The sequence below is a fragment of the Rhodopirellula sp. J20-39 genome (genome assembly GCF_057365095.1).
This window is the reverse complement of the sequence record NZ_CP195123.1, coordinates 5551327-5575235: the sequence shown is the minus strand read 5'-3', so window position 1 is coordinate 5575235 and position 23909 is coordinate 5551327. Positions and strand designations below refer to the sequence as shown.

The 23909-nt window shown below is 52.7% G+C and carries 16 protein-coding genes and 1 pseudogene; 4 read left to right on the top strand and 13 right to left on the bottom strand.

Going from position 1 to position 23909, the window contains the following annotated elements:
• Window positions 1–95: 95 nt before the first annotated feature.
• Window positions 96–1016, bottom strand: coding sequence for a universal stress protein (locus ACR3ZL_RS20150; protein WP_473651300.1), 921 nt, complete (start codon window positions 1014–1016; stop codon window positions 96–98).
• Window positions 1017–1403: 387 nt separating this feature from the next.
• On the opposite strand from ACR3ZL_RS20150, the gene ACR3ZL_RS20145 reads away from it, so the two are divergent.
• From ACR3ZL_RS20145 to ACR3ZL_RS20135, 3 genes are read left to right on the top strand one after another with little or no spacing between them, the layout of a single operon-like run.
• Entirely contained in the window at window positions 1404–2891 is a 1488-nt protein-coding gene (locus tag ACR3ZL_RS20145) for a two-component system sensor histidine kinase NtrB (protein ID WP_473651302.1), read from the top strand.
• Entirely contained in the window at window positions 2884–4041 is a 1158-nt protein-coding gene (locus ACR3ZL_RS20140; RefSeq protein WP_473651303.1) for a two-component system sensor histidine kinase NtrB, read from the top strand. The genes ACR3ZL_RS20145 and ACR3ZL_RS20140 overlap by 8 nt, the downstream gene beginning before the upstream one ends.
• A complete protein-coding gene (locus ACR3ZL_RS20135) occupies window positions 4038–4412 on the top strand; it encodes a response regulator (protein ID WP_473651304.1) in 375 nt (124 codons plus the stop codon). Before ACR3ZL_RS20140 ends, ACR3ZL_RS20135 begins: the two co-directional genes overlap by 4 nt.
• On the opposite strand, the gene ACR3ZL_RS20130 is transcribed toward ACR3ZL_RS20135, so the two are convergent.
• Both ACR3ZL_RS20130 and ACR3ZL_RS20125 read right to left on the bottom strand, forming a co-directional pair.
• Window positions 4354–5193, bottom strand: coding sequence for a flavodoxin domain-containing protein (locus ACR3ZL_RS20130; RefSeq protein WP_486172922.1), 840 nt, complete (start codon window positions 5191–5193; stop codon window positions 4354–4356). The two genes, ACR3ZL_RS20135 and ACR3ZL_RS20130, sit on opposite strands and share 59 nt — an antisense overlap.
• A 41-nt stretch (window positions 5194–5234) precedes the next feature.
• On the bottom strand, window positions 5235–5513 hold the full coding sequence (locus tag ACR3ZL_RS20125; protein ID WP_486172921.1) for a BON domain-containing protein: 279 nt from the start codon (window positions 5511–5513) through the stop codon (window positions 5235–5237).
• 209 nt (window positions 5514–5722) lie between these two features.
• Between ACR3ZL_RS20125 and ACR3ZL_RS20120 the strand changes: the two genes are divergently transcribed.
• Window positions 5723–6844 (top strand): ATP-binding protein, encoded by a 1122-nt coding sequence (locus tag ACR3ZL_RS20120; RefSeq protein ID WP_473651308.1) that lies wholly within the window; start codon window positions 5723–5725, stop codon window positions 6842–6844.
• A 228-nt stretch (window positions 6845–7072) separates the two neighbouring features.
• Here ACR3ZL_RS20120 and ACR3ZL_RS20115 read toward each other — a convergent pair.
• The 10 genes and pseudogenes from ACR3ZL_RS20115 to ACR3ZL_RS20070 all read right to left on the bottom strand — a co-directional run.
• A pseudogene (locus ACR3ZL_RS20115) lies at window positions 7073–7501 on the bottom strand (transposase); the annotation flags it as partial.
• A gap of 176 nt (window positions 7502–7677) precedes the next feature.
• Entirely contained in the window at window positions 7678–9612 is a 1935-nt protein-coding gene (locus ACR3ZL_RS20110; protein ID WP_473651309.1) for a sulfatase, read from the bottom strand.
• Between the two features lie 88 nt (window positions 9613–9700).
• On the bottom strand, window positions 9701–11074 hold the full coding sequence (locus ACR3ZL_RS20105) for a sulfatase family protein (protein WP_473651310.1): 1374 nt from the start codon (window positions 11072–11074) through the stop codon (window positions 9701–9703).
• Window positions 11074–12591, bottom strand: a complete 1518-nt coding sequence (locus tag ACR3ZL_RS20100; RefSeq protein WP_473651311.1) for an alpha-L-fucosidase — start codon at window positions 12589–12591, stop codon at window positions 11074–11076. Before ACR3ZL_RS20100 ends, ACR3ZL_RS20105 begins: the two co-directional genes overlap by 1 nt.
• Window positions 12592–13183: 592 nt before the next feature.
• A complete protein-coding gene (locus ACR3ZL_RS20095; RefSeq protein WP_486172920.1) occupies window positions 13184–14614 on the bottom strand; it encodes a sulfatase family protein in 1431 nt (476 codons plus the stop codon).
• A gap of 134 nt (window positions 14615–14748) precedes the next feature.
• Window positions 14749–16674 (bottom strand): sulfatase-like hydrolase/transferase, encoded by a 1926-nt coding sequence (locus ACR3ZL_RS20090; RefSeq protein WP_486172919.1) that lies wholly within the window; start codon window positions 16672–16674, stop codon window positions 14749–14751.
• A complete protein-coding gene (locus tag ACR3ZL_RS20085; protein WP_486172918.1) occupies window positions 16671–16934 on the bottom strand; it encodes a sulfatase-like hydrolase/transferase in 264 nt (87 codons plus the stop codon). Before ACR3ZL_RS20085 ends, ACR3ZL_RS20090 begins: the two co-directional genes overlap by 4 nt.
• A gap of 41 nt (window positions 16935–16975) precedes the next feature.
• Window positions 16976–18475 carry a sulfatase family protein gene (locus ACR3ZL_RS20080; RefSeq protein ID WP_473651315.1) on the bottom strand — a complete coding sequence of 500 codons (1500 nt, stop codon included), beginning with the start codon at window positions 18473–18475 and terminating at the stop codon, window positions 16976–16978.
• A gap of 144 nt (window positions 18476–18619) precedes the next feature.
• Window positions 18620–21958, bottom strand: a complete 3339-nt coding sequence (locus tag ACR3ZL_RS20075; RefSeq protein ID WP_486172917.1) for a putative glycoside hydrolase — start codon at window positions 21956–21958, stop codon at window positions 18620–18622.
• Window positions 21955–23796 (bottom strand): alpha-L-fucosidase, encoded by a 1842-nt coding sequence (locus ACR3ZL_RS20070; RefSeq protein ID WP_473651317.1) that lies wholly within the window; start codon window positions 23794–23796, stop codon window positions 21955–21957. The genes ACR3ZL_RS20075 and ACR3ZL_RS20070 overlap by 4 nt, the downstream gene beginning before the upstream one ends.
• Window positions 23797–23909: the final 113 nt, after the last annotated feature.

The following is a 23909-nucleotide window of genomic DNA, read 5'->3' as shown; positions in this document are numbered from 1 at the left end:
GCTTCATCAAGATTCATTGTAACCGCGGTTGGGTTCAAAGCGGATAGCGATGGATCTCGAGCTTTTTTCTGCTGCGTCGCACAATTGTCCGCGTATCAGCTCGCCACTGCAGCACTAGTCACTTCTTGAGTTGCTTCGTCAGTGTTCCAGTGGTGACGCGAAATCCAGACACTGCACGGCGCGTGGCGAAGCACATATTTGGATGTGCTACCGAGCAGCCATTGTCCGAGCAAACTGTGTCCGGTGTCACCGACCATGATCAAGTCGGCGTTAGCAGCTTCAGCCGAATTAACGATTGCTTCGCCTACGTGAGCGGCAACCGGCGTTTTCGCTTTGGTATGTGGAAAGTGGTCGGCAATCTGGCTGGCGATCCTTTCGGCAGCCTCGTCGAGGCGATCGACTTGTTTGGGATCGATCGTGATCGGAACGTCCATGAAGCCTTCGCCGATATACACGTAGGGTTGAAGTGCGACGCTCACGACCTCGATTTCACGGTCGCGAGGCAGGTTCCATTCAACAAGTTCCGTGACGGCTTCACGGGAGGCGACGGATTGGTCGAATCCCAACAAGATCTTCTTGCAATCGTTGTCGGAATCTGTTTTGGACCGCACGACTACGATCGAACACTTTGCATTGGTCGCAACACTGTCGGTCACGCTGCCCAATAGAACACGTCGCACGGCGGAATGCCCCTTCGCTCCCATAACGATTAGGTTGGCTTCCAACGATTCCGCCTTTTCCAAAATGCACGGCACCGTCGCGCCCGCTCCGTGGATTAGGGTCACCGACCGGCAGACATCGGCCAGTTCAGCCCGGGCGTTGTCCAGTATCATTTGTGTCCGAGTCTTTTCCTGTTGAGTCCATTCAGGCACCCAAGGCTGCATCGAGTAGTGTGCCGGATCATAGGAAACCGTTAGCACAACGACATCGACGTCGCGATTCTGGGCCAGCTTTTTCACAAACTCGATGGCGTCGTTGGCGGGTTGAGAGCCATCGGTTGGCAGCAGAATCTTCATCTCGAAATCTCCCACGGTGTAACTTGTGAAACTACTACAGAAACTGTTCGCAGTTGTTGTGCCAAGCAACGCACGCTGGATTTCGATGCGTTTTGTGTGCGATAGAGCACGAATGATGAGGCGGAGTGCATAGGTGCACACGCGGTTGGTGTGTTTGGGAAGGTAGGTTGGCCATCGTTGCCGATGAACTTCCGCTGCGATTTATCCGAGAACCGCGTGATATTCAGCACTTTTGGCTATTGGCCAGGCAAACCTCGCTTTTTGGCGTGGCACAAAGATGCTCTGCCGGAGTCGCTACCACGCGAAGTAGGTCAGTGGTATCATTTTGACCGTGCGGTCTATCACGGTTGTCAAAGACCAATCCACTTCTGCTGGGGGAATAGGATCATGAGGGGCGAGTTGGGCATTTTGCTCGTCGAAGACGATCCGGATTCCCAAGCCAACCTGATCGACATTCTTGAAATGGACGGCTACCAAATTCGAGTGGCTGGATGTTTTGGTGATGTTCGCAAATTGGGGCGTCAACCGGAAGTTGATTTGGTCATCCTCGATCGGCGGTTGCCAGATGGAAGTCTTGAAGAGGCACTGCCCGAGCTGAAGGGCTTGTTGCCCAATGCCGAGTTCATTGTGGTGACCGGGTTCGCGGATATTGAGAACACCATTGCCGCGTTCAAGCTGGGTGTTACTGATTACCTGCTCAAGCCCGTGCAACCGGATGTAATTCGGCAAACCGTCGCCCGGATCGATAAGCAAAAGCGAGTCGAAAGCGAATTGCATCGACAGCAGCAATTTGCCAGTCTCGTTTGGGACACGTCCGAGACGCTAATCATTGTCTTAGATCTGGAATGCCAGGTCTTGCGGTTCAATCCCTACTTCTCTTTGGTGTCCGGTCAGCAACTGGATGATCTGGTTGGCAAGGACTACATCACTCACTGCATCCCAGAAGCTGAACGGGAAAAGGTGCAGGAGGTCTTTGGAGAGACGGCCTCAGGCAAGTACTCGGCCGGAATCCGGAACGGCTTGCAGACTGCCGACGGTCATGTGCGGCAAATCCGTTGGTCCGGTTCGACCTTGAAAGACGAAAGTGGTCGCATCACTTCCGTTCTCGCCATTGGCATCGACGTCACCGATATTGTTGAAGCCCAAGAGGCGGCGGCGAGGGATCACCGACTTGCCGCTATCGGTCAAACCGTCACCGGACTGGCTCATGAAAGCAGAAACGCGTTGCACCGAATCAACGCCAGCGTGGAGCTGCTTCGACTGGATATCCCAATCGAATCGGAATTGCGAGAAGAGGTTGATTCGATCGCCCGGGCATCCGCGGAACTGCACAGTACCCTGGAAGAGGTTCGAGAGTACGCCGCACCAATCCATCTGCAACGAGAGTCGGTAATGCTTCACGATGTTTGGCGGCGGGTTTGGGGGTATCTGGCGCGGGGCCGTGACGATCGTGATACGGAGTTATTGGAAACCGAATGCGGTTGTGGATGCCCCGTAAAGGTCGATGTCCTACGGATGGAACAAGTGTTCCGCAATCTGTTTGAAAATTCGTTGGCTGCTTGTGATGATCCTGTTCGCATCCGCATAAGTTGCAAATGCGATGGACCCGAGGCGATCCAATTGGACATCGAGGACAATGGACCTGGATTGACGATTGAGCAACGGGAAAAACTGTTCGAACCATTCTTTACCACCAAAGCTCGTGGGACGGGTTTAGGGATGTCCATCGTTCAGGTGATCGTCGCGGCCCATGGTGGTGACATTCGTGTCATGGACAAAAGTGACAGAGGGGCGAAGTTTCGAATCCATTTGGCCAAAGACGAGTCGGCCATCGGAATGGCGTGCAGTCAAACTTCAGAATCCAGCAATGCTTGAAGACGAAACACAAGCTGTTCTGGCCTCGGTTCTGCAGACGGCCGTCGATGCCATCGTCATCATTGACGAACGCGGATGGATTGAGTCTGTAAATCCTGCGACGGAACGGATGTTTGGTTTTGCGGCAAGCGAGATGCTTGGCCAGAATGTCAAAATGCTGATGCCTTCGCCGTATCAAGAACAGCATGATGGTTATTTACGGCGCTATCACTCGACCGGCGAACGACGGATTATCGGCATCGGCCGCGAGGTGGAGGGGCGACGCAAGGATGGCTCCACCTTTCCCTTGCATCTCGCGGTCAGTGAAGTTGAAGCGGGACAGCGAAAGTTGTTTACGGGAATTATGCGTGATATTAGTGATCTAAAGGCTGTCGAGAACGAGCTGAAACAACTCAATGCAACCTTGGATCAAAGAGTCTTGATGCAGGCAGATGAATTGCATCAGGCACGGCGTAAACTGGAAGAAAAAGAGCGGTTTGCTATGCTCGGCCAAATCTCTGGAGGCATCGCCCATGAGATCCGAAATCCACTCAACACAATCAAGACGTCCGCGTACTACCTGCTCAACGCGAAATCGCCTTCGCTGGCAAAACAGCAAGAACACCTGACCCGGATTGATCGACAGATCACCAGTATCGATAACGCCGTGACGGCGTTATCCGATTTGGCCAGACTTTCGGAGCCGAAAGTTTCCGAGTTCGATGTTGCGATCATGCTTAATGATGTGCTTGTTGATTCGAAGTGTCCCGAGGGGATTGCTGTTCAGCAAGACTACGCACTGGGATTGCCGAACGCATTGGCCGATCCGAAACAGTTGACTTTGGTTTTCAACAACCTAATTGCCAACGCATTTGACGCGATGGCGGGAAGCGGGATTCTTCGACTTTCGGTGACGCAGCAAGATCAACAATTGATTGTCACCGTGGCTGACAACGGTATTGGAATGAGTCCACAAGTCTTGGCACGTATCGCTGAACCTTTCTATTCGACGAAGGCTCGTGGCATGGGATTGGGGATGGCGATTACCAATGTTGTCCTGGAAAAGAACGATTGCACGATTCAGGTGGAATCTCAGCCAGGAAACGGGAGCACTTTCCGCGTCGGAATTCCAATCGTGGGAGACGATCGTTTTGTGGGAGATGATCGTTGAGTGGAAAACGAGTGTTGATCGTGGATGATGATGTGGATACTTGTGCTAACATCAAGGACATACTGGACGACCTGGGGTATGGCACCGATGTGGCTCATGACGGACAGGCTGCGTTAGATTTGGTTGGCTTTCATGAGTACGACGTCGTCGTATTGGACTTTTCGATGCCAGGGATGGATGGAGCGACGTTGCAAACGGAGATTAACAAGCGGCGTCCTGGCATAGCGTCGATCATGGTGACTGCTTATGCCGAAGGTGAAAGTCTTCAGCGAGCTCGTGCTGGGGGGATCCAAGAAATGCTTCGTAAGCCTGTTAATCTTGGCGAACTTTTGTCGTTGATTCAGACTCTTGCTCACCCGCCGATTGTGTAGTTGTGCAGGATCTCGATGGATCAATCGCACATGTTTTGACGGCGGCAGGTTGTCCGTCAGCGATTAATGTTGGTTTCGGAGCGTGGGTGTCCTGCTTGTGGACCCTTGAAACTACCGCCTCAAATTTGCCGTTGCCGCTTTGCATTTCATTCGGATCCGGTTCGCAATACCGGACGGAGTATTCGCGACGTGGTATACGGATCCCAGCAAGAGAGGGTCTCTCTGAACCGGCACGTCGGCAACAGTGAATGAAATTGGCAAAGTCGATCGCAAAAGCTTGGACTTCATTCCAGTCCGTGTATTCGTAATCGCTATTGGTTTCAGTCTGATTCCCTGATCTCTTGGCGATCCAGTGCATCAAGTGCTTCTTCATACAGCCGTATCGTGAGTACCGCAGCGCGCCCGCAAAGCAGGCCTGGCGGGATGGTTCGAATTCCTCGGTCTTCAAAAAACTGCTCACCAACCGTTTGATCTCGACTCGGTCTTGATCGTGTTCGCTGGAAATGCCCAGGCTGACTGAAAAGAAGGCGGTGGGGATTTCTTTTAGTAGGTGACGATTCTCGCGGATACACCAGGCGATTCGAGGATCGTGTTGTGCATAGTGCAGTGAGGATCCCAGAACTACGGCATCGTACGATTCCACCGCCAGTTCGTGGACGTGCCGGCGAGTGACATCGAACGTATCTGTTGGCACGCCTTGTTCTTTCATCCAATTCGCAATTCGCTTGGCAATCCGTTCCGTCTGTCCCTCACAACTGGCGTAGATGATGATGGCTCGCATGACAGTGGATTTTTGGTAAAGGTGGTGTGAGCGAAGTTGGATCATTTGCAAACGCGGAGTTCATTTTGAATTTGCATTCCGATTGCCAGTGGGCGGACCGCTTCCTGGGCGAGTTGTTTCAAGTAGTACGACGGTACTTTGCCGTGCAAAACAATCCGCCCATCCATCTCGCATACCCGTACGCAGTCGAAGCCGCGGTGTCCCGACGTCTTGATTCTCGTCTGAAGCGATTGGGATCGATCTTCCACCGGATTGGTTGTGACACAGGGCGTTGGAGTGGGATCCCTGTGTGCTGAAGTGTTTAAAACGGTTTGTGTCATTATCATTCGCAAGCCCTAGGCAAACGTGGCGCAACGAGGGACGTGGTATGTCTATCTCAATCCTTCGGATGCGAACTTCGTGCCGATGAAAATGCAAGTTGGCGGTATGTAGGGGGCCAGACGGTACCGCATGTGCATCCGTGAATCCCTTCGAGAAACAGCGTGCTGCGTTTAGAACCCCTGAAATAGGACCCGCGGCGAGAATCAGAATGCAACGAAACCCCCAAGCTTTACGATCCAATCGACGTGGTAACGCGCCGGTGGCGGCATTGCCGACCGCGATTGTCCTGACCGACTCTCGGGGAATCATTAAGGCATTGGATTGTGTTGCAGAAAGTTGGTTTGGATATGAAGAGCCGGAGTTGCTTCAGCGTTCCATCGAGGCGATCTTCCCATTCGAAGCGAAGAGTGACGATGCGGCACACTCGGTGTGCACCTTGTCACATTTGCGCGATCCAGACCCGACGCATATTTGGGCTATGCAAGCTCGTCGCAAAGACGGAACGACCTTTGCCACGCAAGTGACCGTGAATTCGTTGGTCACCGCGGCCGGCGGTGCCAGGCTAGCGAACATGATCGATCTTGGCCCTCAGAGGAAGTGTCCCGAAGGAATGCATCAGGAAGGCTGGATTCAAGACGAACGTCTGGCCGCTGTGCTGCAAATGGTGTCCGGACTTTCACACGAATCACGCAACGCGTTGCAGCGTGCTCAGTCAAGTCTCGACCTTCTGCAGCTCGATCTATCCGGTCAAGCGGAACTCTTAGAACTGACTGACCAAGTTCGAAAGGCGCTCACGGACATCCACCGAAACTACGAAGACGTCAAAAGTTACGCCGGACCCATTACACTTTCGCGATCGGTCGTTGATCTGGAACAGCTCTGCCGAACGGCGTTTGACGAGTTGACGATCTCGCTAGATGGACGTGCACCACGGCTGAAGTTGTATTGCGATGCCGATAGTCAGTTTGCGGAACTGGATCCGGATCGCATCGGCGAAGTGATCAAGCATGTTCTAGAGAACGCGATTCACGCCAGCGAACCTGGCGGTTTGATCGAGTTCCAGTGCAGGCGAGGTGGCCCGCTCATTCAATCCGGAATACAGATTCAAGTGCGAGACCATGGTGTGGGCGTCACCGACGAAGTAAGGGCGAGGATGTTCGAACCCTTCTTCACCACCAAGCTACACGGCACCGGATTAGGACTGGCAGTTTGCCGCCGCAACATCCAAGCCCACGACGGAGTCATCCAAGCAAGAAACCATCCCGAAGGCGGCCTCCTCGTCGAGATCAGCCTGCCTTCGGACTACAATACTACGAAGGTGTCTCGGTGAATTGGTCGAAGTGCCCGCTACGACATCGTAAGCTTGGAATGAACTGGTGATGAAGTTTTACTTGTTCAATCAGTTCTGTTGATTGCTCCCCGCGGGCAGAAACTGGCAAACCAAAAAGATCTTCGAGCACCACGAAGGCATCCGGGGAACGACAATACCAAGATCGATTATTCTGCGGTCTTTGCGTATCGTCGACGACGCCGTGCTGCGATGCATGCGAGAACACCTCCCACCACCATCGGTTTGCAACGAACGCTTGGTTCCCCGTTTTCCCCGATCTGCTGGGTTTTTTCCGGTATCTTCGCCTCCAAGCAGGGCTTTCGTCTTCGCACCATCGACCGATTGCCACTCGCGATCGAGTCCGATCAATTGGTCGTAAATTTCGACAGCCAAGCTCCACAATGTTTCGAAGATCCCTAGTTCAGCCCATTGCTGGTAGTAGTCGTGAGCGGTGCTGCCGGGAGCCAATTCCGGTGGAATAGCGTTCCATTAACATCCGGTTCGCAGACTGTAAAAGATCACGTTGGCGACGCCACGAAGATCGGCATGCGGACGCCCACCTTTCGGACTGCTTGGGTAGTCTGGAAGAATCTCTTCCAGCTGCTCCCACAATTCATCTGGCATGCGATAATCATCAAAACTCCGTTGCCCATCCATGGCGAGCCCTCCTTGGGTTTAAGTAGGTTAGAAGTTACCAACTCAGGGAAGGTCTGCCTTTCTATGCCAATCGGTTTTCGGATAGGTTCTAAGTATGTATCCAACCTTTTACTGCTGCGAACTCCAAACGGAATGATGGTTCGATCGACAGTCTGAACCGACGACGTCTCGCGTTGCTATTTTGAACTTTGTAGTTCGCTGTGGTGTAAGAAATTGTTGGTGTCGACAAATATGAATCGGTAGGCAGGGATCTCCTTTGGGATCACTGCGCTAGCCGAGTGACCTTCTGAAACGATCGTTGCTGGATACTTCATGCGTAGCATATTGAGCGTCGAATCAGAGGTCGGTGCTTTCTGGGTAGGTTTGGACTCCTGTCCTCTTCGTTGCATTCGCCTTTCCGATCTCTTTTGTTGTTTCAGCTCTTCTTTCGACAGCTTTGATTCCGCTGAATCGGTCGAGGCTTCTTCGTAGATCACGTACGCTTCCTGGATAGCTGGTCCGGTATCGGCAACGACGAGTGTTGTTCGCCGGTCGGATGCACTGAACGATACACTTGCGATTTGAGCTGATGCTTTTTCCTTCCCTTTGAAAGTTGGGTTCAGGTAAGGCTGTTCCGCATCGTTAGTTGCTAGCGCAGCTTCCAACTTTGCAGCCAATCGCTGAACAACCGATGTGAACTCGGGGTTCTTGGCAAGGTCGTTTTGTTCTTCGAGGTCCAATCGCTGACCGTCCTGATACAGACGGTACAGTTCATAGTCGTCTGAGTCGTACCGTTTGTACATCTTGTAGTCGCCCTCGCGAATCGCGGACTTCATTGCAAGCGGGCCGTTGTGTGGGAAATGCCAGAACAGATGCGTTCGCTCGTTCCCCGAAGCATCGGCGATCTTTGAACTCTTCCCATGCAAGATGGGTGAAATATTCAAGCCACTCAACTCATCAAAATTCTCGGTCGCGATCGAGGATTGGGCTAGATTCAGGATGGTTGGAAAGTAGTCCAGTTGGTTGACAAGTCCTTCAAAACGACTGCCGCCTGCGATCCCGGGGCCGGTGACGACCATTGGCACGCGAATGCCGCCCTCCTCTGGATGTTTCTTGCCGTACTTCAACGGTGCGTTATCGGAGATGATTTCTTTGCCACGTATTTCCGCACCGCCGTTGTCCGACGTGAAGAAGATGTAAGTGGTCTCGATTAGCTTTTTGCCGGGGCTGCGAGGATCATCGGTCTGCTCTAGAAAATGGACTAAACGACCTAGGCTCCAGTCGACTGTGGTGGTCATCGCGGCAAAGTAGGGGTTCTGTTGACCTTTCCGTGTCATGTCGCCTGGCTTTGGAGGAAACGGATAGCCGAACTTGTCGCAGTAGTACTCCAAAAGTTCTCCGTTACGCGTCAGTACGGGCCAGTGAACCATCCAGTGGCATAGATTCAGAAAGAACGGTTCTTCCTTGCTATCGTCGATGAAGTCGATCGCGGACTGCGTAACTTCGTCGAAAGGATAGGAAATTCCATCGGGCTTCTTGTCGCTGATCGGCGGGAATTTCTGTTCGCTAAGCGGATATGTTTTGTCATCGGCGGTGGCGAAGTCTTGGGTGCGGTCGTCCATTCCGCGATGTATGCCACGTGTTTGGTTTACGAAGTCGAAACCATAGCTCGCTGCGGTTAAGCCGACGTGCCACTTGCCGACATGGCCCGTGCGATAGCCATTTTGGTTCATCGCATCCGCCATCGTCATCACGTTTGTATCTAAATGCGATTGCAAATAGGGAGCAATCAAACGCTCCGTTGTTCGTGCGGCAGGAATTTTTCCAAGGTCAACATGCGTCAATTTGATCTTGGCGGGATGCTGTCCCGAGATAATGCCCGCACGTGAAGGAGAGCATGTCGGCGCGGGTGAGTACGCTTGAGTGAACGTCATGCCCGCTTTGGCCAACTTAATCAAGTTCGGCGTTTCGTAAGGACAAGGAGCGTCAATGTCTTCGATCTGAACGTCCTGCCAACCGAGGTCATCGACGTAGAAGACGATCACATTGGGAGGCTGCGCGGCCGTTGCCGTTTGGGATAGCCCGAAAAGGAGCAGCGAGCACAACTGGATTGCGATTAGTAGGTACTTCATAACACTTTTGGCAAGTTTCAAATGTGATGTGGGATAGGTTTCCATTTGTCGTTTTGACCATGACAGGCTGGAAGCCTATTCGACTAAGTTAGTAGCTCAGCGTTCCGCCTTTGCTGGGTTTTTGGCGTTCCGCTTCCCACCATTCGCTGGGACCTTCGGCTTTGATATCTTCCCAAGTCTTCAGCAGCAGTCGCTTCATCTCGTCCAGTTTCTCTGGCATCGTTGTGGCCAGATCATTCTTCTCCTGCCAATCTTCCTGAATGTTGAAGAGCAGGAATTTCGTCATCGTGTCGTTGCCGACAATCTTCCAATCGCCGTGACGGAGTGCGACCCGCGCTTCGGGGCCGGAGACGTGTGTCCGCCAAAACATCGGAGTTTTCCGCGCAGCAGTCTTGCCGGCGAATACAGGAAGCATGCTTACACCGTCGATGGTGCGATCTTGGGGCTCGGGAATATTCAACACGTCCAAGACTGTTGAGAAAATATCGGTACCCATGACGGGAGTATCGATCACGCTACCCGGTTCAACATGTCCGGGCCAACGAACCAAGAACGGCACTCGTATACCGCCCTCGAAGTCGCTGCGTTTGTGTCCACGTAAGCCTCCGGAGGTGCCCAGTGGAGGAACGGGGCCGTTGTCGGAAGAGAAAATTAACAGGGTGTTCTCGGCAAGTCCCTCAGCTTCGAGTGCCTCCATGATCTTTCCCAATGCAAAATCTAACTGCGTGATGTTTCCAAAGTAGGTCGCATTCGCTTCGGTTTCATTCGGGTACAGCGATGAGAATTGAATGTCGGTCGCGATGGGCTTGTGTGGTTCGTGGAACCAAACTGATAGAGCAAATGGTTTGTTGGGATCACGCTCGTCTTTCAGCCAAGCGATGGTTTCATCGGCAACCAGCGGGGCCGAGTAGCCTTGCAATTCGCCAACGGCTTTTCCGTTGCGAATGAAGTTTGTAGGATTCTTGTGGCTCGGATCCGCATTGTTTTGGGTGGCCATCCAGTAGTCGAATCCGCCTTGCACACCCGGTTGAGGATACTTGGAATTGTCGAATTGCTGCCGTGATAGCAGATGCCATTTACCGATGTGGCACGTTTGGTAACCCGCTTCTCTAACCAACTCGGGATAGGTGATTTCGCTCTCGCGTAAGTGCGCCTGATGATTTCCCGACAGATGGCGCCAAACACCGTTTCGATAGGGAGTGCGGCCAGTCAGAATCGCCGAGCGTGAAGGAGAGCAGACACCGCATGCAGAATAGCCCTGCGTGAACTTGGCTCCTTGAGCAGCCAGCTTGTCCAGGTTAGGTGATTGGATAACTTCGTGGCCGTACGTTGCCGAGTCACCCCAGCCCATGTCATCCGCGAGAACTACCACGATGTTGGGCTGATCGGACGCGCCGCTTGCCGTAACACCACCTAGCAAAATGATCGAACAGAGCGTGCAATGTATTTGAGATAGTTTCATTACTTTAATTCCAATTTGAATCCGGTGACGGGGTGGTTCGGAAGTGCTTCAGGTAACTCGATGACGAGTCCATCGGATGTCTGTTCCCATTGAACCGATTCGTCACTTCCGAACAAACGGATATTGTTAATTTGCTGATCCAGCACTCCGTCAATCGCGAGCGTTTTGATCACGATGTCCTTTGTTGGCGGTGCCAGCACAAAGGCGTATAGGTTTCCGTCTTTTGTTGTGAATCGAATGTCTTCTTGGGAATAGTCTTTGTGGTTTTCGCCCTGGCGTCCGGTTTTGATCTCGAGCGGTCCTTCGCCAAATACCTTCCAGGGCCGTGTCCCGTAGATACCTTCACCACTGGTCTTGAGAAAATCACCCATGGTGGTGAGATAGGCAGCCTGATTTTCGGGTAATGTGCCGTCGCCTCGCAGTGCCACGTTCATCATCACCACTCCGTTCTTGCTAATTGCATCAACCGCGTTGCCGACCATGACCGGAATGCTCATCCGGTTGACCGCGTTTTTTCGATAGAACCAACCTCCGGAAACATCAGTGGCCCACATCCAAGGTTCTGGTTGAATCTCTCCCGAACTTCCGCGTTCGAGGTTGTAGGTGAATGCAGATCGATTCAGATTGGCACTTTTACATGAGAAGACAACCGTTTGTTTTCCGCCGTTTTCTTTCAAGTCACGGTTGATGAAGGAAGAGAATAACTTCACACCAAGGCTCTTGCCTCGGTCAGGCTTTTCATCCGGAAAGGGCGCATCGTTGTTGAACATATCGGGATCGTATTTTTCAATAATCTCCCAGCACCGCGCGTACCAGTGCTGGTTCCAACTGTCTTGAACCGGATATTGCTTCGGATCGAAGTCCATATTGAATAGCTTCGATGCTAGCGTTCCTTTTTGCTGATACTGCCGAGCGGTTTTAAAAAAGCGGGGCGACCAATACAGGTGCGTCGAAACGCCAAACTTCAGTCCATGCTTTCGTGCCGCTTCTTTCCACTCCTTCAGCGTGTCACGTTGAGGACCCATGTCCACCGAGTTCCATGGATGGAAAGAATCATACATGTCGAAGTTATCGTGGTGGCAGGCGACAGGCATGATGAAGCGAGCACCGTTCTCTTTGAAGAATTTGACGAGTGCATCAGGATCCCAGTTTTCACCTTGGAACAGTGGCACAAGGTCTTCGTAGCCGAACTCCGACGGCGGACCGTAGCGTTGGGTATGAAAATCAGTCAGTGTCTGCGTCATTTTTGCCTGACCAGCAGATTCTCCTTCCATCGCACCATACATGCGACGGCCGTAATGAGACCCATCGTTGGGACGATTCTCATCGGTTCCCGATGGAACGCCCCAATGGGTCCAGACGCCAATCTTGCCATCCTGGAACCACTGCGGAACTTGATAGTGCTCCGCCATCGAATCCCAGGTTGGCTTGATTCGCTCTTTCGTCGATGTCGTCTCCTCCGCAGAAGCAATCCCGACCATTAGGCCGATCGCAACCCAAGCTCCATATAATCTCATGTTTACTCTTTTGCTCATTATTGAAGACTGCTCTAAAAGATGCTGCATGCCGAAGATCCCATCTCAGGCTGGCATAAATTCCGAAACTATCCAGGATGTGCGGACGAGCCCGACTGGGGAGAGAACTATTTCCATTCGTCGCCGTTGTGACTGTCCATTCAGGGGACGTTTTTGTATTTGGTGATTTTTTAACGTTGACACCTAAGGTCGTCGCGTTGAGTAGGAGGCCTCCTATGAAAAACAGGAATCCCAACACATGATAGAACTAGGCGGAAATAGAAACTTTAGCTGATCGCCATTTGAAACAGACGACAATTTGCGACACGCAAATAACATATTGCGCAATGTGTTATTCGCTCAGGAATTCCTGGTCTCGCAAAAGACGTCGCAATGCAAATGGAGTCTTTGATGATCTAGGACTTCTTTGATGCGAGCCAGCGATGGTCCTACTATGTTGTTTATAGCCAAGATGCTTGAAATGGTATTTGAGATAGGCCGGTGTTCGCTTGGGACGCTGTTCCCATCGTGCATGGAGATTGTCCGCGTCGAATCCATTCGTTTTTCTCGATGCTCGTGCAGGATGATATCGTTCTTATTTTATTCCTACGCGTTTTCTCGATTTGCTCGGCAAGCCTTCATCGTCTTGCTGTTTCATCCATACGCCGATGGATGTCTTTAAGTCTTGGAACTGCGATGCATACTCTGGATTGCCAGCCAGGTTGTTCATCTCCCACGGATCCTTCGCTAAGTCAAAGAGTTGAAACTCGGGATGCTTCCTATAGCGACGCACGAGTTCTTTCGCTTCTGGGTTGCTTTTGGCTTCTTCTAGCCAAGAGAGATACATCATGCGGACGTGGCGATTTGGATCCTTTGTGTCTTCGTATCCGTAGTCAAATCCGTTGATCACACGAACGGCGAACAGGTTGTTCGGTGTCTGGTTCCACATCAGTTTGAAACGTCCATCGGTCGCCGCCCGCGACACAAAGGGAGGTCCTTCTGACCCGCTGGTATACGTGAAGAAGGCCTTCTCACGATGGGTTTTGGTTTTCCCGGTAATCAACGGAAGCAAACTTTTGCCATCCAACTCCGGCGACGCGTTCCCACCGCCGGCGTCGATTAGCGTCGGAAGAATATCGCAATACTGGGTCAGCGCATCTGTTTTGCAGGCGGGAGCTCCTGGCCATTTGATGACACAGGCCGATCGCACTCCCCAGTCGTAATTGGTCCATTTTCCGCCCGGCATTCCGGCACCGTTTTCATCCAGCACAATCAGTGCGGTATTGTCGTCGAGTTCAAGTTTTTCAAGCAACGAACGGGCCTTGCCGACCTGTTCGTCAAATACCCGAACTTCCGCCAAGTGCTCACGATAAAGGTCCCGCGTCTTGGCGGTGTCCACCATATGCGGCGGCAGTTCCAACTCGTCCAATTCCCATCGCGACGTGTCACCGGAATCCCACGGAGCGTGCGCATGAATGGAACAGAGGAAAAGACAGAACGGCTGCTCGCTATCGCGTGCTACAAATTCTTCGACCCCATTCCAATTCTCGCTGGGAGTATTCCGTGCATTGCAGTTGGCCGGGAATCCCTTCACTTTCTCAAACGGATAAACCGATTTGGGGCTGAAATGTGTTTTGCCTGTTAATCCAACGCGGTAGCCGAGCTCTTCAAGATGTTGCACCACACTTAGCGTTCCCGCTTTTGTCGCCTTGTGGTTCACATTGCATCCGTTGCGATGCGGTTGAAGACCGGTGTAAAGCTCAGCGCGTGTCGGGCCACAGACCGCCTCGGAAACAAACATGTTTGTAAATCGGATTCCCTCGTTCGCCAGCTTGTCAATGTTCGGCGAGGTATGCGGATTGGCTGAACCATAGCAACCCAAACTCGACGCACTGATATCATCACCCAATATGATCAGAAAGTTGGGACGCACCGCCGGACCGGGATCGGCGTAAACCGAACTTGCCAGTAACCAAGCCGCGGCTGCGAAGATTCCTGTTAGCTTTTTCATGTTGGTTTCTTTCATTTCAGTAATCCCCGCCTTGATTGTTACGTGCACGGGATTTTCGCACCGGCAGGAAAACGGAATGCGATCGTTTTCATGAGTGCTGAAATAATAGTTGTTCTTCTATTCTCCCTGTATCACGGCAGACCATCCAGCTACTGCATCTCATCGGCGGTGGCTACACCATCCTTGTTTTTGTCGAAGGTGTTATCGAACTGCCGCTCAAAGATGGATGCAAACTCGGCGCGGGTCAGATGACCGTTTTCATCCCGATCTGCGCCTTGAAACGAGGCATGGGTATGCTCATCCGGGGTGAGAAGCCCGTCTTTGTTTTTGTCCTTCCGCTCGAAGCCGGCAGAAAAGTAGTCGACAAATTCCGCCTTCGTGACTTTCCCGTCCTTATTCACATCCGCCGGCATCAGCCTTTCCGGAAGCTCCGTCGGTGCCTTTGGGGTCGGTAAAGGTGTCGGCGTTCCGCCCGTTGCCGACAGCGCCCGTTCCGAATACTTTTCGTTGCGGGAACCCATTTCGTCAGTCATCTCAGGATAACTGACCAGAAAATTGTTCTCGTCGATCAGGTTAATGACGTAATGCGTGGTGCCTTCCGGAAGCTCTGCCGTCACCTTCATACCGGAGCGCAGGGTCGCGGGCGTGCGGAACCACTCTTCATATCGATGTCCGCCGTTAAGTGTGTAGAGCAGATTGGCCCGCACCACCTTTGCGCCGTTTTCCTCATACAAGAACTCCACAGTGTTTCCATTCTTTCTATGAGAGACAACCGCGGGAACAGTTTCCTTGTTTGGCAGCTCATGCCGATAGGCCGGGTTGTAATAGGGATAGCTGGCCTTCATTTCAGTCAGCTTGGCATTCATCGCCTGCGCTTTTTCCGGCATGGAAGCCGCGAGGTTTTTGGCCTCTTCAATATCACGGCGTTTCAGCGTTTTGCCTTCGGTTTTATAAAGGCGATAGAGCTCCAGTTCCGGTGAACCGGGATTGTTTATGTGGTCGTAGTTGCGCACGAGTTTGTAGTCGCCGATGCGGATCGTGCTCTCCAACGCAATGCTGTTGGGGAAGTGCCACATCATCGTATCACGCACGGAGCCATCGTCCTCCTTAACCAACTCGGGGTTTGTCGCATCCTTTTCCAGCAACGAAGAAATATCGCAACCGTCGAAACGCTTTCCGTCGGGCTTCTGCGTACCGGTCCATGAAAGAATGGTCGGATAAAAATCGAGCCCGTTGATCATCACATCCGACTCAACGCCAGCCTCAATACCCGGGCCGGTGATGATCAGCGGAACACGGGTTCCGCCTTCCATGGCAGAGATTTTTCCGCGAGCAAGCGGGTAGTTGTCGGTGATGATTTCATCGGGATGCCGTTCCATGCCACCATTGTCGGAGGTGAAAATGACATAAGTGTTTTCGCTCAGCATATGACCCGGCCAACGCGGGTCTTCGGTGGTTTCCAAGGTTTGGATCATTTTGCCGACGTAATAATCGAGCTCCTCGACCATGGCACAATAAAACGGGTTGGTCTGTCCCTCGCCCTTCCACTCCTGAGGATTTTCCGGAAGGTCCACGCCGAGCTTTTTAACGTACTTATTGAGCAGTCTCTCATTGCGAGTATGAATCGGCGTGTGTACCAGCCAAGTGCAATAGAAAAGGAAGAACGGCTTGTCTTTGTTTTCTTGCACAAAGGTCAGCGCATCCTCGCTGTTCTGGTGCGTTGTGAACCCGTTTTCATCTAGGCGATACGGATCGTCCGGATTGTTTGTCGCAAACCCCGTCAACCGATGTGGTGACATCTTCCTGGTCGTTCCAAGATTATGGCGGGTCCAGTCAAACCCCTGGTCCTCCGGCTGCGGATAGGCGTTGTGATTAATGGCCATATGCCATTTGCCGCAGTGGCCGGTGGTGTAACCGTTTGCTTTGAGCGCCTCGGCGATCGTCACGGTTTCGACCGGCATGCGGCCGCTGTACCACGGCGCGATCATGCGGTGCATGGTTTTGTTGTAGGGCGTCGGCGGCCCGCCACCGACGACGTGGGTCTTCTGAGCGCGGGCAGGATGATCCCCGCTCATGATGGCACAGCGGCTCGGGCGCAGGTCGGCGCGGGTGAATAGCCCTGCCAGAAAAGGACGCCCTTCTTTGCCAACGCATCGATATGAGGCGTCTCCATCGGCGACGGCTCATCGATGTCGTAGCACTTTAAATCCTGCCACCCGAGATCATCGGTCAGCAGCAGTAACACATTTGGTTTCGACGGTCTTCCCTCTTCTGCGAAAGCCCCTTGCAGTCCACAAACAACACCTACAGTCAAAAGAACATATTTAAAATTCATTCAAATTCCTCGTTAGCATCTTCCTATTCATTCCTTGCATTTTAGTAATCCCCGCCCTGGTCACTGCGGGTACATGATACGCGCCATGCGGCCAATTGCTTTGACATCTCCACCACTTTTTCTGGGTGCGCGGATGCAAGATTGTTTTTCTCCGATGGGTCCGTCTGCAGGTTGTAAAGCTCCCACGTTTTTCCGGCGTTCTTGCTGTAGAGCTTGTACTGCTGGGTCGTCCATGCGAGCTGTCCTTGTGATTCAAACCCGATCGGCCGAGCTCGCTCCGTCTGCGTTCCGGCCAGTACCGGAAGCAACGAAATTCCATCGAGTGGACGCTTGCCGGTGTATTCGACTTTCAGTTCGTCAAGAATTGTCGGCAGATAATCGCTGGTCACCGCGGGGAACTCGGTTTGGGTTCCCGCCTTCACGCGGGCGGGCCATTCCAAAATGCCCGATACGCGAACGCCGCCTTCATACAGCGAACGTTTTCCGCCGCGGAAGTCCCCCACGCTCCCCGGCGCTTTGCCCGGCGATAACGCGCCGTTATCGGAGCCGAACCACAGCATCGTGTTCTCGGCAACACCTGCTTGCTGCAGCGTCTCACGCAATCGCCCCACCTGCTCATCCAAGGCGGTGACGCAGCCGTAGTAATTTCGCTTGTAGGTATCGTACTGCGAATACATTGCGGCATATTCCGGCCCGGCCACCACAGGCAGATGCGGAGCATGAAACCAGATCACCGTAAAGAATGGTTTGCCGTCCTTCGCCGCTTGCTCGATGAACGGCACCGCCCGATCCATGATCACGCGTGAATCATCACCATCGAGATTGTCGCGGACAACCTCACCCTTTTCATTCCAGTAATGGGTTCCGTACGGAACCGCGGTCGATTTGTCCTCAATATAATCCCAGCCGTTATGGTTGTCCTTCAGCGGCTTCAACATCGGGTCCCACGTCGGCACCTTTGATTCGGTGGAAAAGCAAACCTCAAAGCCGTTCTTCCACGGCGGGGAGAATTCCTTGGTGTTGCCCGGCTTGCCCCGGTTGGCATCTTTCATCTCAGTCGTCAACGTGCCGAGGTGCCATTTACCGAAATGCCCGGTGGCATAGCCTTGATTCTGGAGCAGTTCGGCCAACGTCAGCTCTTCGCTTTTTAGATGTCCTTTGTTGGCAAAGTAGATGCCGTAGCGAAACGGATGACGTCCCGTCAGGCACGAACCGCGTGTCGGACTGCAAACGGGTGATGAAGAATAGAAGCGATTGAACTGCAATCCCGCCGCCGCCATAGCATCGAGCTGCGGCGTTTTAATCGGCGACTTAGGATTGAAGCAATGAACATCACCCCAGCCGAGATCGTCCGCCATCATCAAAATAATGTTGGGCCGCGCCGGCTCAGCTTGCACCGTCCCGGTCAACAGCGAGACAGCGACCAGAAGTAAGCAACCAATTCTAATTTGATGTCTCATTAGACCACTGTTGGAATGCACCGGAGGCAGATCAGAATGCAGTGCCGGGGGGAGGTTTTTCGTTTTCAATTCCAGAATCATTTCGATGTCGTGGATCGTGTCGCGGTACGGCTAGGAACTCTCGAGTCGAAACGGTGTGGGGCGTTCTGATTCGTTGTCATCAACGCACCAGCGAAGCGGTGTTCAATGATCATGTCATCATCCTTTCACGCACCGATCTACTCCTCATCGCCAGCTAATCTTTGCCTGCTTGGTTTCGGTATCCACCCAAACGCTCGCGTGCTCGAACTCGCGAGTAAACGTCCATCCGATCGGCGTGGTGCGGCAGTAAGGCCCCTTGGGTGCACCCAGCGGTTTTTGGAGCTCGGGAAAGTCGTATAGGGAACCGGATGAAAGCGTCCAGCCCCATCCGTATTGGAAATAGGAATAGGGCTGTGCTCCGATCAGGTAGCAGGCGAGATAGTATTCAAGCCGCTCTTTGGCAAATGAATACGAAGAACGATCCGAGGACCGGGACTTGCGTCTGTTCCGAGATTCCGGGTCGTATTCAACGCCAATGCGAAAGATCGACATCTTCCCGGCACGGGCGAATCGCAGCATGTCATCCCAATCCTGAAGCAGCGATTCTTTGGTCAACAGCTTGTCCCCATAATGCTCAAACATGCTCGCATCAATTACGGGGACAACATGTTTTGCCAGCGATTGATGCGCGTTGTTGCCCAAGAGAATTTTCCCCGGCCCCATTTTTTCTTTCAGCAGAGCCATCATTTCGCCCATGGCCTTCTCAACCTCATCACTCCTGTCTTTGCGGAGCCAAGAAAAACCATGCATTTGATCGATGAAGGCCCCGTCGCATCCAGACTCCGCGACACCTTTCGCAACCGTGGTGGCCCACCACTCGCGAAAGTCAGCGTTCAGAACGTCAAAAAAGAAGGTGTTGTTACGATGCGCGAGTTCGCCCGTTTTAGAATCCACGATCAAGAACTTCATCAATTCAGGATTCGTGTCAATTTTGCTCGGCCTAAACGCTTTGTTGTACGAAGTAAACGGCCAGGCATAGGCTGAGTTGAAATAGAACAAAACCTTCATGTCGGGTTTGATCTCTTTAAACGCCTTCGCCTCGTGCTTGGCCCCTAACTCGGCAGCGCCGAGTTCTTCATAGCCGTGCGATTTTTCGATACAGATGAAATCTGTTCGTGCCGCAATGAACTCCACTTCCGCGGGCGTCAAGGTTCGCTGTATGTCGCCGAACATCGAATACATCGGCACCGTGTCCCAGCGGAAAATGGGATAGTAGTCTTGAGGCACAAAGACACTTCCATCGCTAATGCGGTATGGATTGCTTTCCAGTCGCCCCATTTTCGATACATCCAACGCTTCGATGCCCAAGGCCAATGCCGGGCTGCCGGGAAGGAAACTGAAATTGCCATTCTCAGGATCCGCAAACATCGGATCGCCGAAACGGCTGGCCTTTTCCTTGCCTACCGCACGCATTTTTGACAAGTGCTCATCCACCCAATGCGCGTCCGTCGGATGAAAATAGAGATTCGAGTCCATCTCTGTTTCCTCGACACGGGGATCACCATCTTCCGTTCTCGCAAGCGGTGTTTCGCCATACGCTTTTCCTCCGTCCGGATGAGACACGAGAATATTGTGCCGCACCTTTGTTCCGTTGACCCGGACCCATTCAAAGCTGATGTAGCCCTTCTTGGGAGGCGTGAGAGGATTCACGATGAAATTGTTCGTGATGTCGTTCACGCCTTTCGAAGCAATCCCGGCGGCAAATCCAAAATTGTTATCGAGGACGTTTCCATGAATGAGCGTCTCATGCTGGTCATCATCGCAGCGAATGGCCGCTGGCAGTGAATGATCCAAGTTATCGTGGATGTAGTTGTATCGAACGATATTGCCCGTTCCGGCACCGGACACATAGATCGCATTTCCATCGGAAAGCAATTGCACGCAATGCGAGATTTCGTTGTATTCCAACAGGTTGTGCCGAGCGTGATTGTACTTTTCGCGGACCTTCCAATTTTCATAGGTCTCTCGAACACCCGCTTTGACGGCTTCGGGAATTTCATTTTGTCGGATCGTTTTGCCGCCTTCTCCGTTTAAAGAGCGATCCGGTTCAACCCGGTTTGTAATCAGGACCGCGGTATAGCCGCTATGATGCAGCTCATTGTGGGCAATCTGATTGCGACCGCTTTGCCACGCCCAAATCCCCGGAGAATGCCACGTGATCTCGCTGAAGTGGTGAATGTGATTATTGAGAATGGTGTTGTGGTGATGGACATCCTTGGTCCCCGGGCCATAACCCGCCAGCAAAATGCCTGCTTCGCCCAAATGTGCAAACTCACAATCGGCGATGCGGTTACGTTGAGCGTGAAGGTCTAGTCGAACTCCCGTGCCGCCCGAATCAACAAAGCGGCAATCGTTTACCACACAGGCTTCGGCTCCCCGGAAACGTAGCAACGCTGTTGGTCGATCAAATAGATCCCAATCATGCTGCATTCCCCAACCCAAACGGGTTTCATCGTTCGTCCACGCGTAGCGGTCGCCGTGGGTAAACGTCAGTCCTTCGAATGCAATGCCTCGCACCGGCGTGTCGGCGGGCCCGTCATAATCGATCTCGCCTTCCACGCGAATGAGCTCGCTGGTGCTCGGTGCCAAGATCCCTCGCGGCGATCCATTGGGAGCCGGATCGGAAGGCCACAAATAGACTTTGCGAGTCTTGGTATTGACGACCCATTCGCCGGGTTCATCCAGCCCCTCCAACGTATTCTCAACCCAGACGTTTTTGCCGGAAGGATTATGCACCCATCCGGGAATCGGGCCCATGGCGTACGTCGAAGAAACGCTGGTTTTCGCTACGCCCGATTTTTCATCCACCGACGCCAGCGGAAGCATGTTGATTACCCAGGCACGCGATGGCCGGATATTGATCTCCACGTCCGTTAGGTTATCCCAGTTCTTCAACGCATCATTCGGAAAGTGCAACGTTCGAAGATCGCCCTTTCCTGTGACCAAGAAACCACTGTCACGGGCGCGTTTGAGGCGTCCGTTGCCGTCATAGAGCGTGTAGAACCGCTCCATCCCTTCGGGCATGTTGGCCACCCAGACCTTGCCCCTGGATTTTCCAGGCAGTGCATCCGGTGCGGACTCGAGTCGCTTCCAACCGGTCACCGGCACTCCCGCGCTGACGACGGGATGCTCGCCCGGAAAGGCCGCAATCGTCAAATAGGCTGGGCTCGAGATCTCACCGGATCCATATGATTCAAATGGTTCGATATCGAACGTTGCCGCACGCCCGTCTTCCAATCCGAGCACCAACGTTTGGGTGAGTTGATGACGTCCCCCGCGAAGATAAATCGTCGAAGGCTCCTGGTTTCCGGATGCCCGCAATGCTCTCAAACCCTCAACGGCTGCTGACAGCGATCCCAAGGGTTTTGAGATTGTGCCAGGATTCGTATCGTTCCCTGCCGGACTCACATAGAGATCCGCCGCCTGCACGGAAGCGATCGCGGAAAGAAAACTCGTCGTTAGAATCAGTAGCCGTGTCTTCATTGGTTCACCACGCTTTTTGCAGACTCTTTTACAGGAATTAGCTCGACGCCTTTCAACCGGAAGTTGTTAAACCATGAGATCGTATCCTTGGGAGACGCGGTTATTTGGATGACGCCCGTCTGGTCGATTTTCAGTTGCCCGAGCGATTTCTTTGTGAGCTCGCCCGCATTCCCCTTCGGCTGCACAACGATCCCGTCTGTCGGCGACTTCAACTCGTAGCTGAGCGTATCCTCGCCGTTGTCTTCACTGATGACTTCAAAGACGCCAGGCGTTTTCACGTTCACCGTCCAGACCAAGCCCTGGTTGGTTTTCCCGCCCCAGTTTCGGGTCGTTTGTTCGTCGTAGTCATAGCTGATTCGGCGGACGGCGTACTCGCAGAGTGCCACGGGCAAATGAATGGTTCCGTCATCGCTCTGTTGGATGGTTTCATCCACGACCTGCGGAGTTTCATCGTCGATTTCCAGCACGATGACAGTCACGTGCGGCTGTTTGAGTTCATCCGGCAAGGTAACGTTCAAGTGCGAACCTTCCTGCGCAAATGTCAGTGCACTGCGTGATGGATCAGCGAGGGCGTAGGCCTTCTTCACCGTTGACAACAGGCCCTCGAGTTCGACTTGATTACTCTCGAGCTCCTTCAGTTGAAGATAAACCTTGCCCGGCTTACTCGTGATGGCATACGGTGGGAATTTTAGCGGACTTGGATCGGCGCCGTAGATCGCTTCACCATTCACCTTCAGCCAATCGCCGATGGCCGTGATGCTGTTGATTTGTGATTCCGGAAGCGTGCCATCCGGTCGCGGTGCCACATTCAGTAGATAAACGCCGCCGTGACTGACGATTCGGCACAGGCTATAAATGAAGTCGCCGTATTCCTCTGAGCGATCGTTTTCGCCTCCATACGAAGTGTATCCCCATCCGTTTTGGGTTACCGATTCATGCGTTTGCCACGGCACTTTCAAATCCGGGAGCCACGTGGCTTTGCTGACGCTCGGGCATTTACCATTATCCATGGAAACATCAAAGTGGCCGTATCCTTTGCCCAGCCGTGAGTTCACCAATGCGCCCGGTTGATTCTCTTTGACAACGTCCATCATTTGCTGGCATTTTGCATCGTCCATCTGCACCGGCGTATCAAGCCAGACCATGAAGATATCGCCATAATTGCGAGTCAGTTCGTTTACCTGCATCACCGCTTTCTCTTCAAAATAGGCATCGAACTTATCTTGCGGTTTCAGGTTTCCTACAAAGTCCCAATGATTTCCAAACCCGCCCTCTTCATGCCAGTCTTGACTCTGTGAATAGTAGAAACCAAGCTTCATCTGTCGTTTGGCACACTCCTCGGACAACTCCTTCAGCACATCTCGCCCGAAGCCGGCAAAGTCAACCAAGTTGTAGGGGTGCTTTGATTTGTACATGGCAAAGCCGTCATGGTGCTTTGCGGTGATCACGATAAAACGCATGCCAGCGTTCTCTGCAATGGTTACATAATCAGCTGCATTGAATTTCGTCGGCTTGAATTTTCCAGACGCCTCCCGTTCATAATCCTTTACCGGGATGAAGGCTCGCTTCATTATCCATTCAGCAGAAACCTCTTTGCCGTCCCAGACACCTTCGAGTTGGGCATAGGGGCCCCAATGAACAAACATGCCGAATTTGTCTTCGTACAACTTCTTCATGTTCTCCCGAATCTCGGGCGTGTAGATCGAAACACCTGCCGATCCAAACTCCTCGCTGTCCGAGATCTTCACCACCGAATCAACCGTGCTCTGCGCATCTAAAACCGACGCACATAAGAAAAGCAATGTGATTGCAAAAATCGCTGGGTGTTTACGCGTCATTGTCGAGTAGCTCCGCGGTTTCTCATTTCAGGGATGCCTTGTTCTTTCAGTTGTTTGTGATCTCGAATCTCCCGCGACTGATCATTCGGGCCGACTCTTCGCGAGTTTTCATT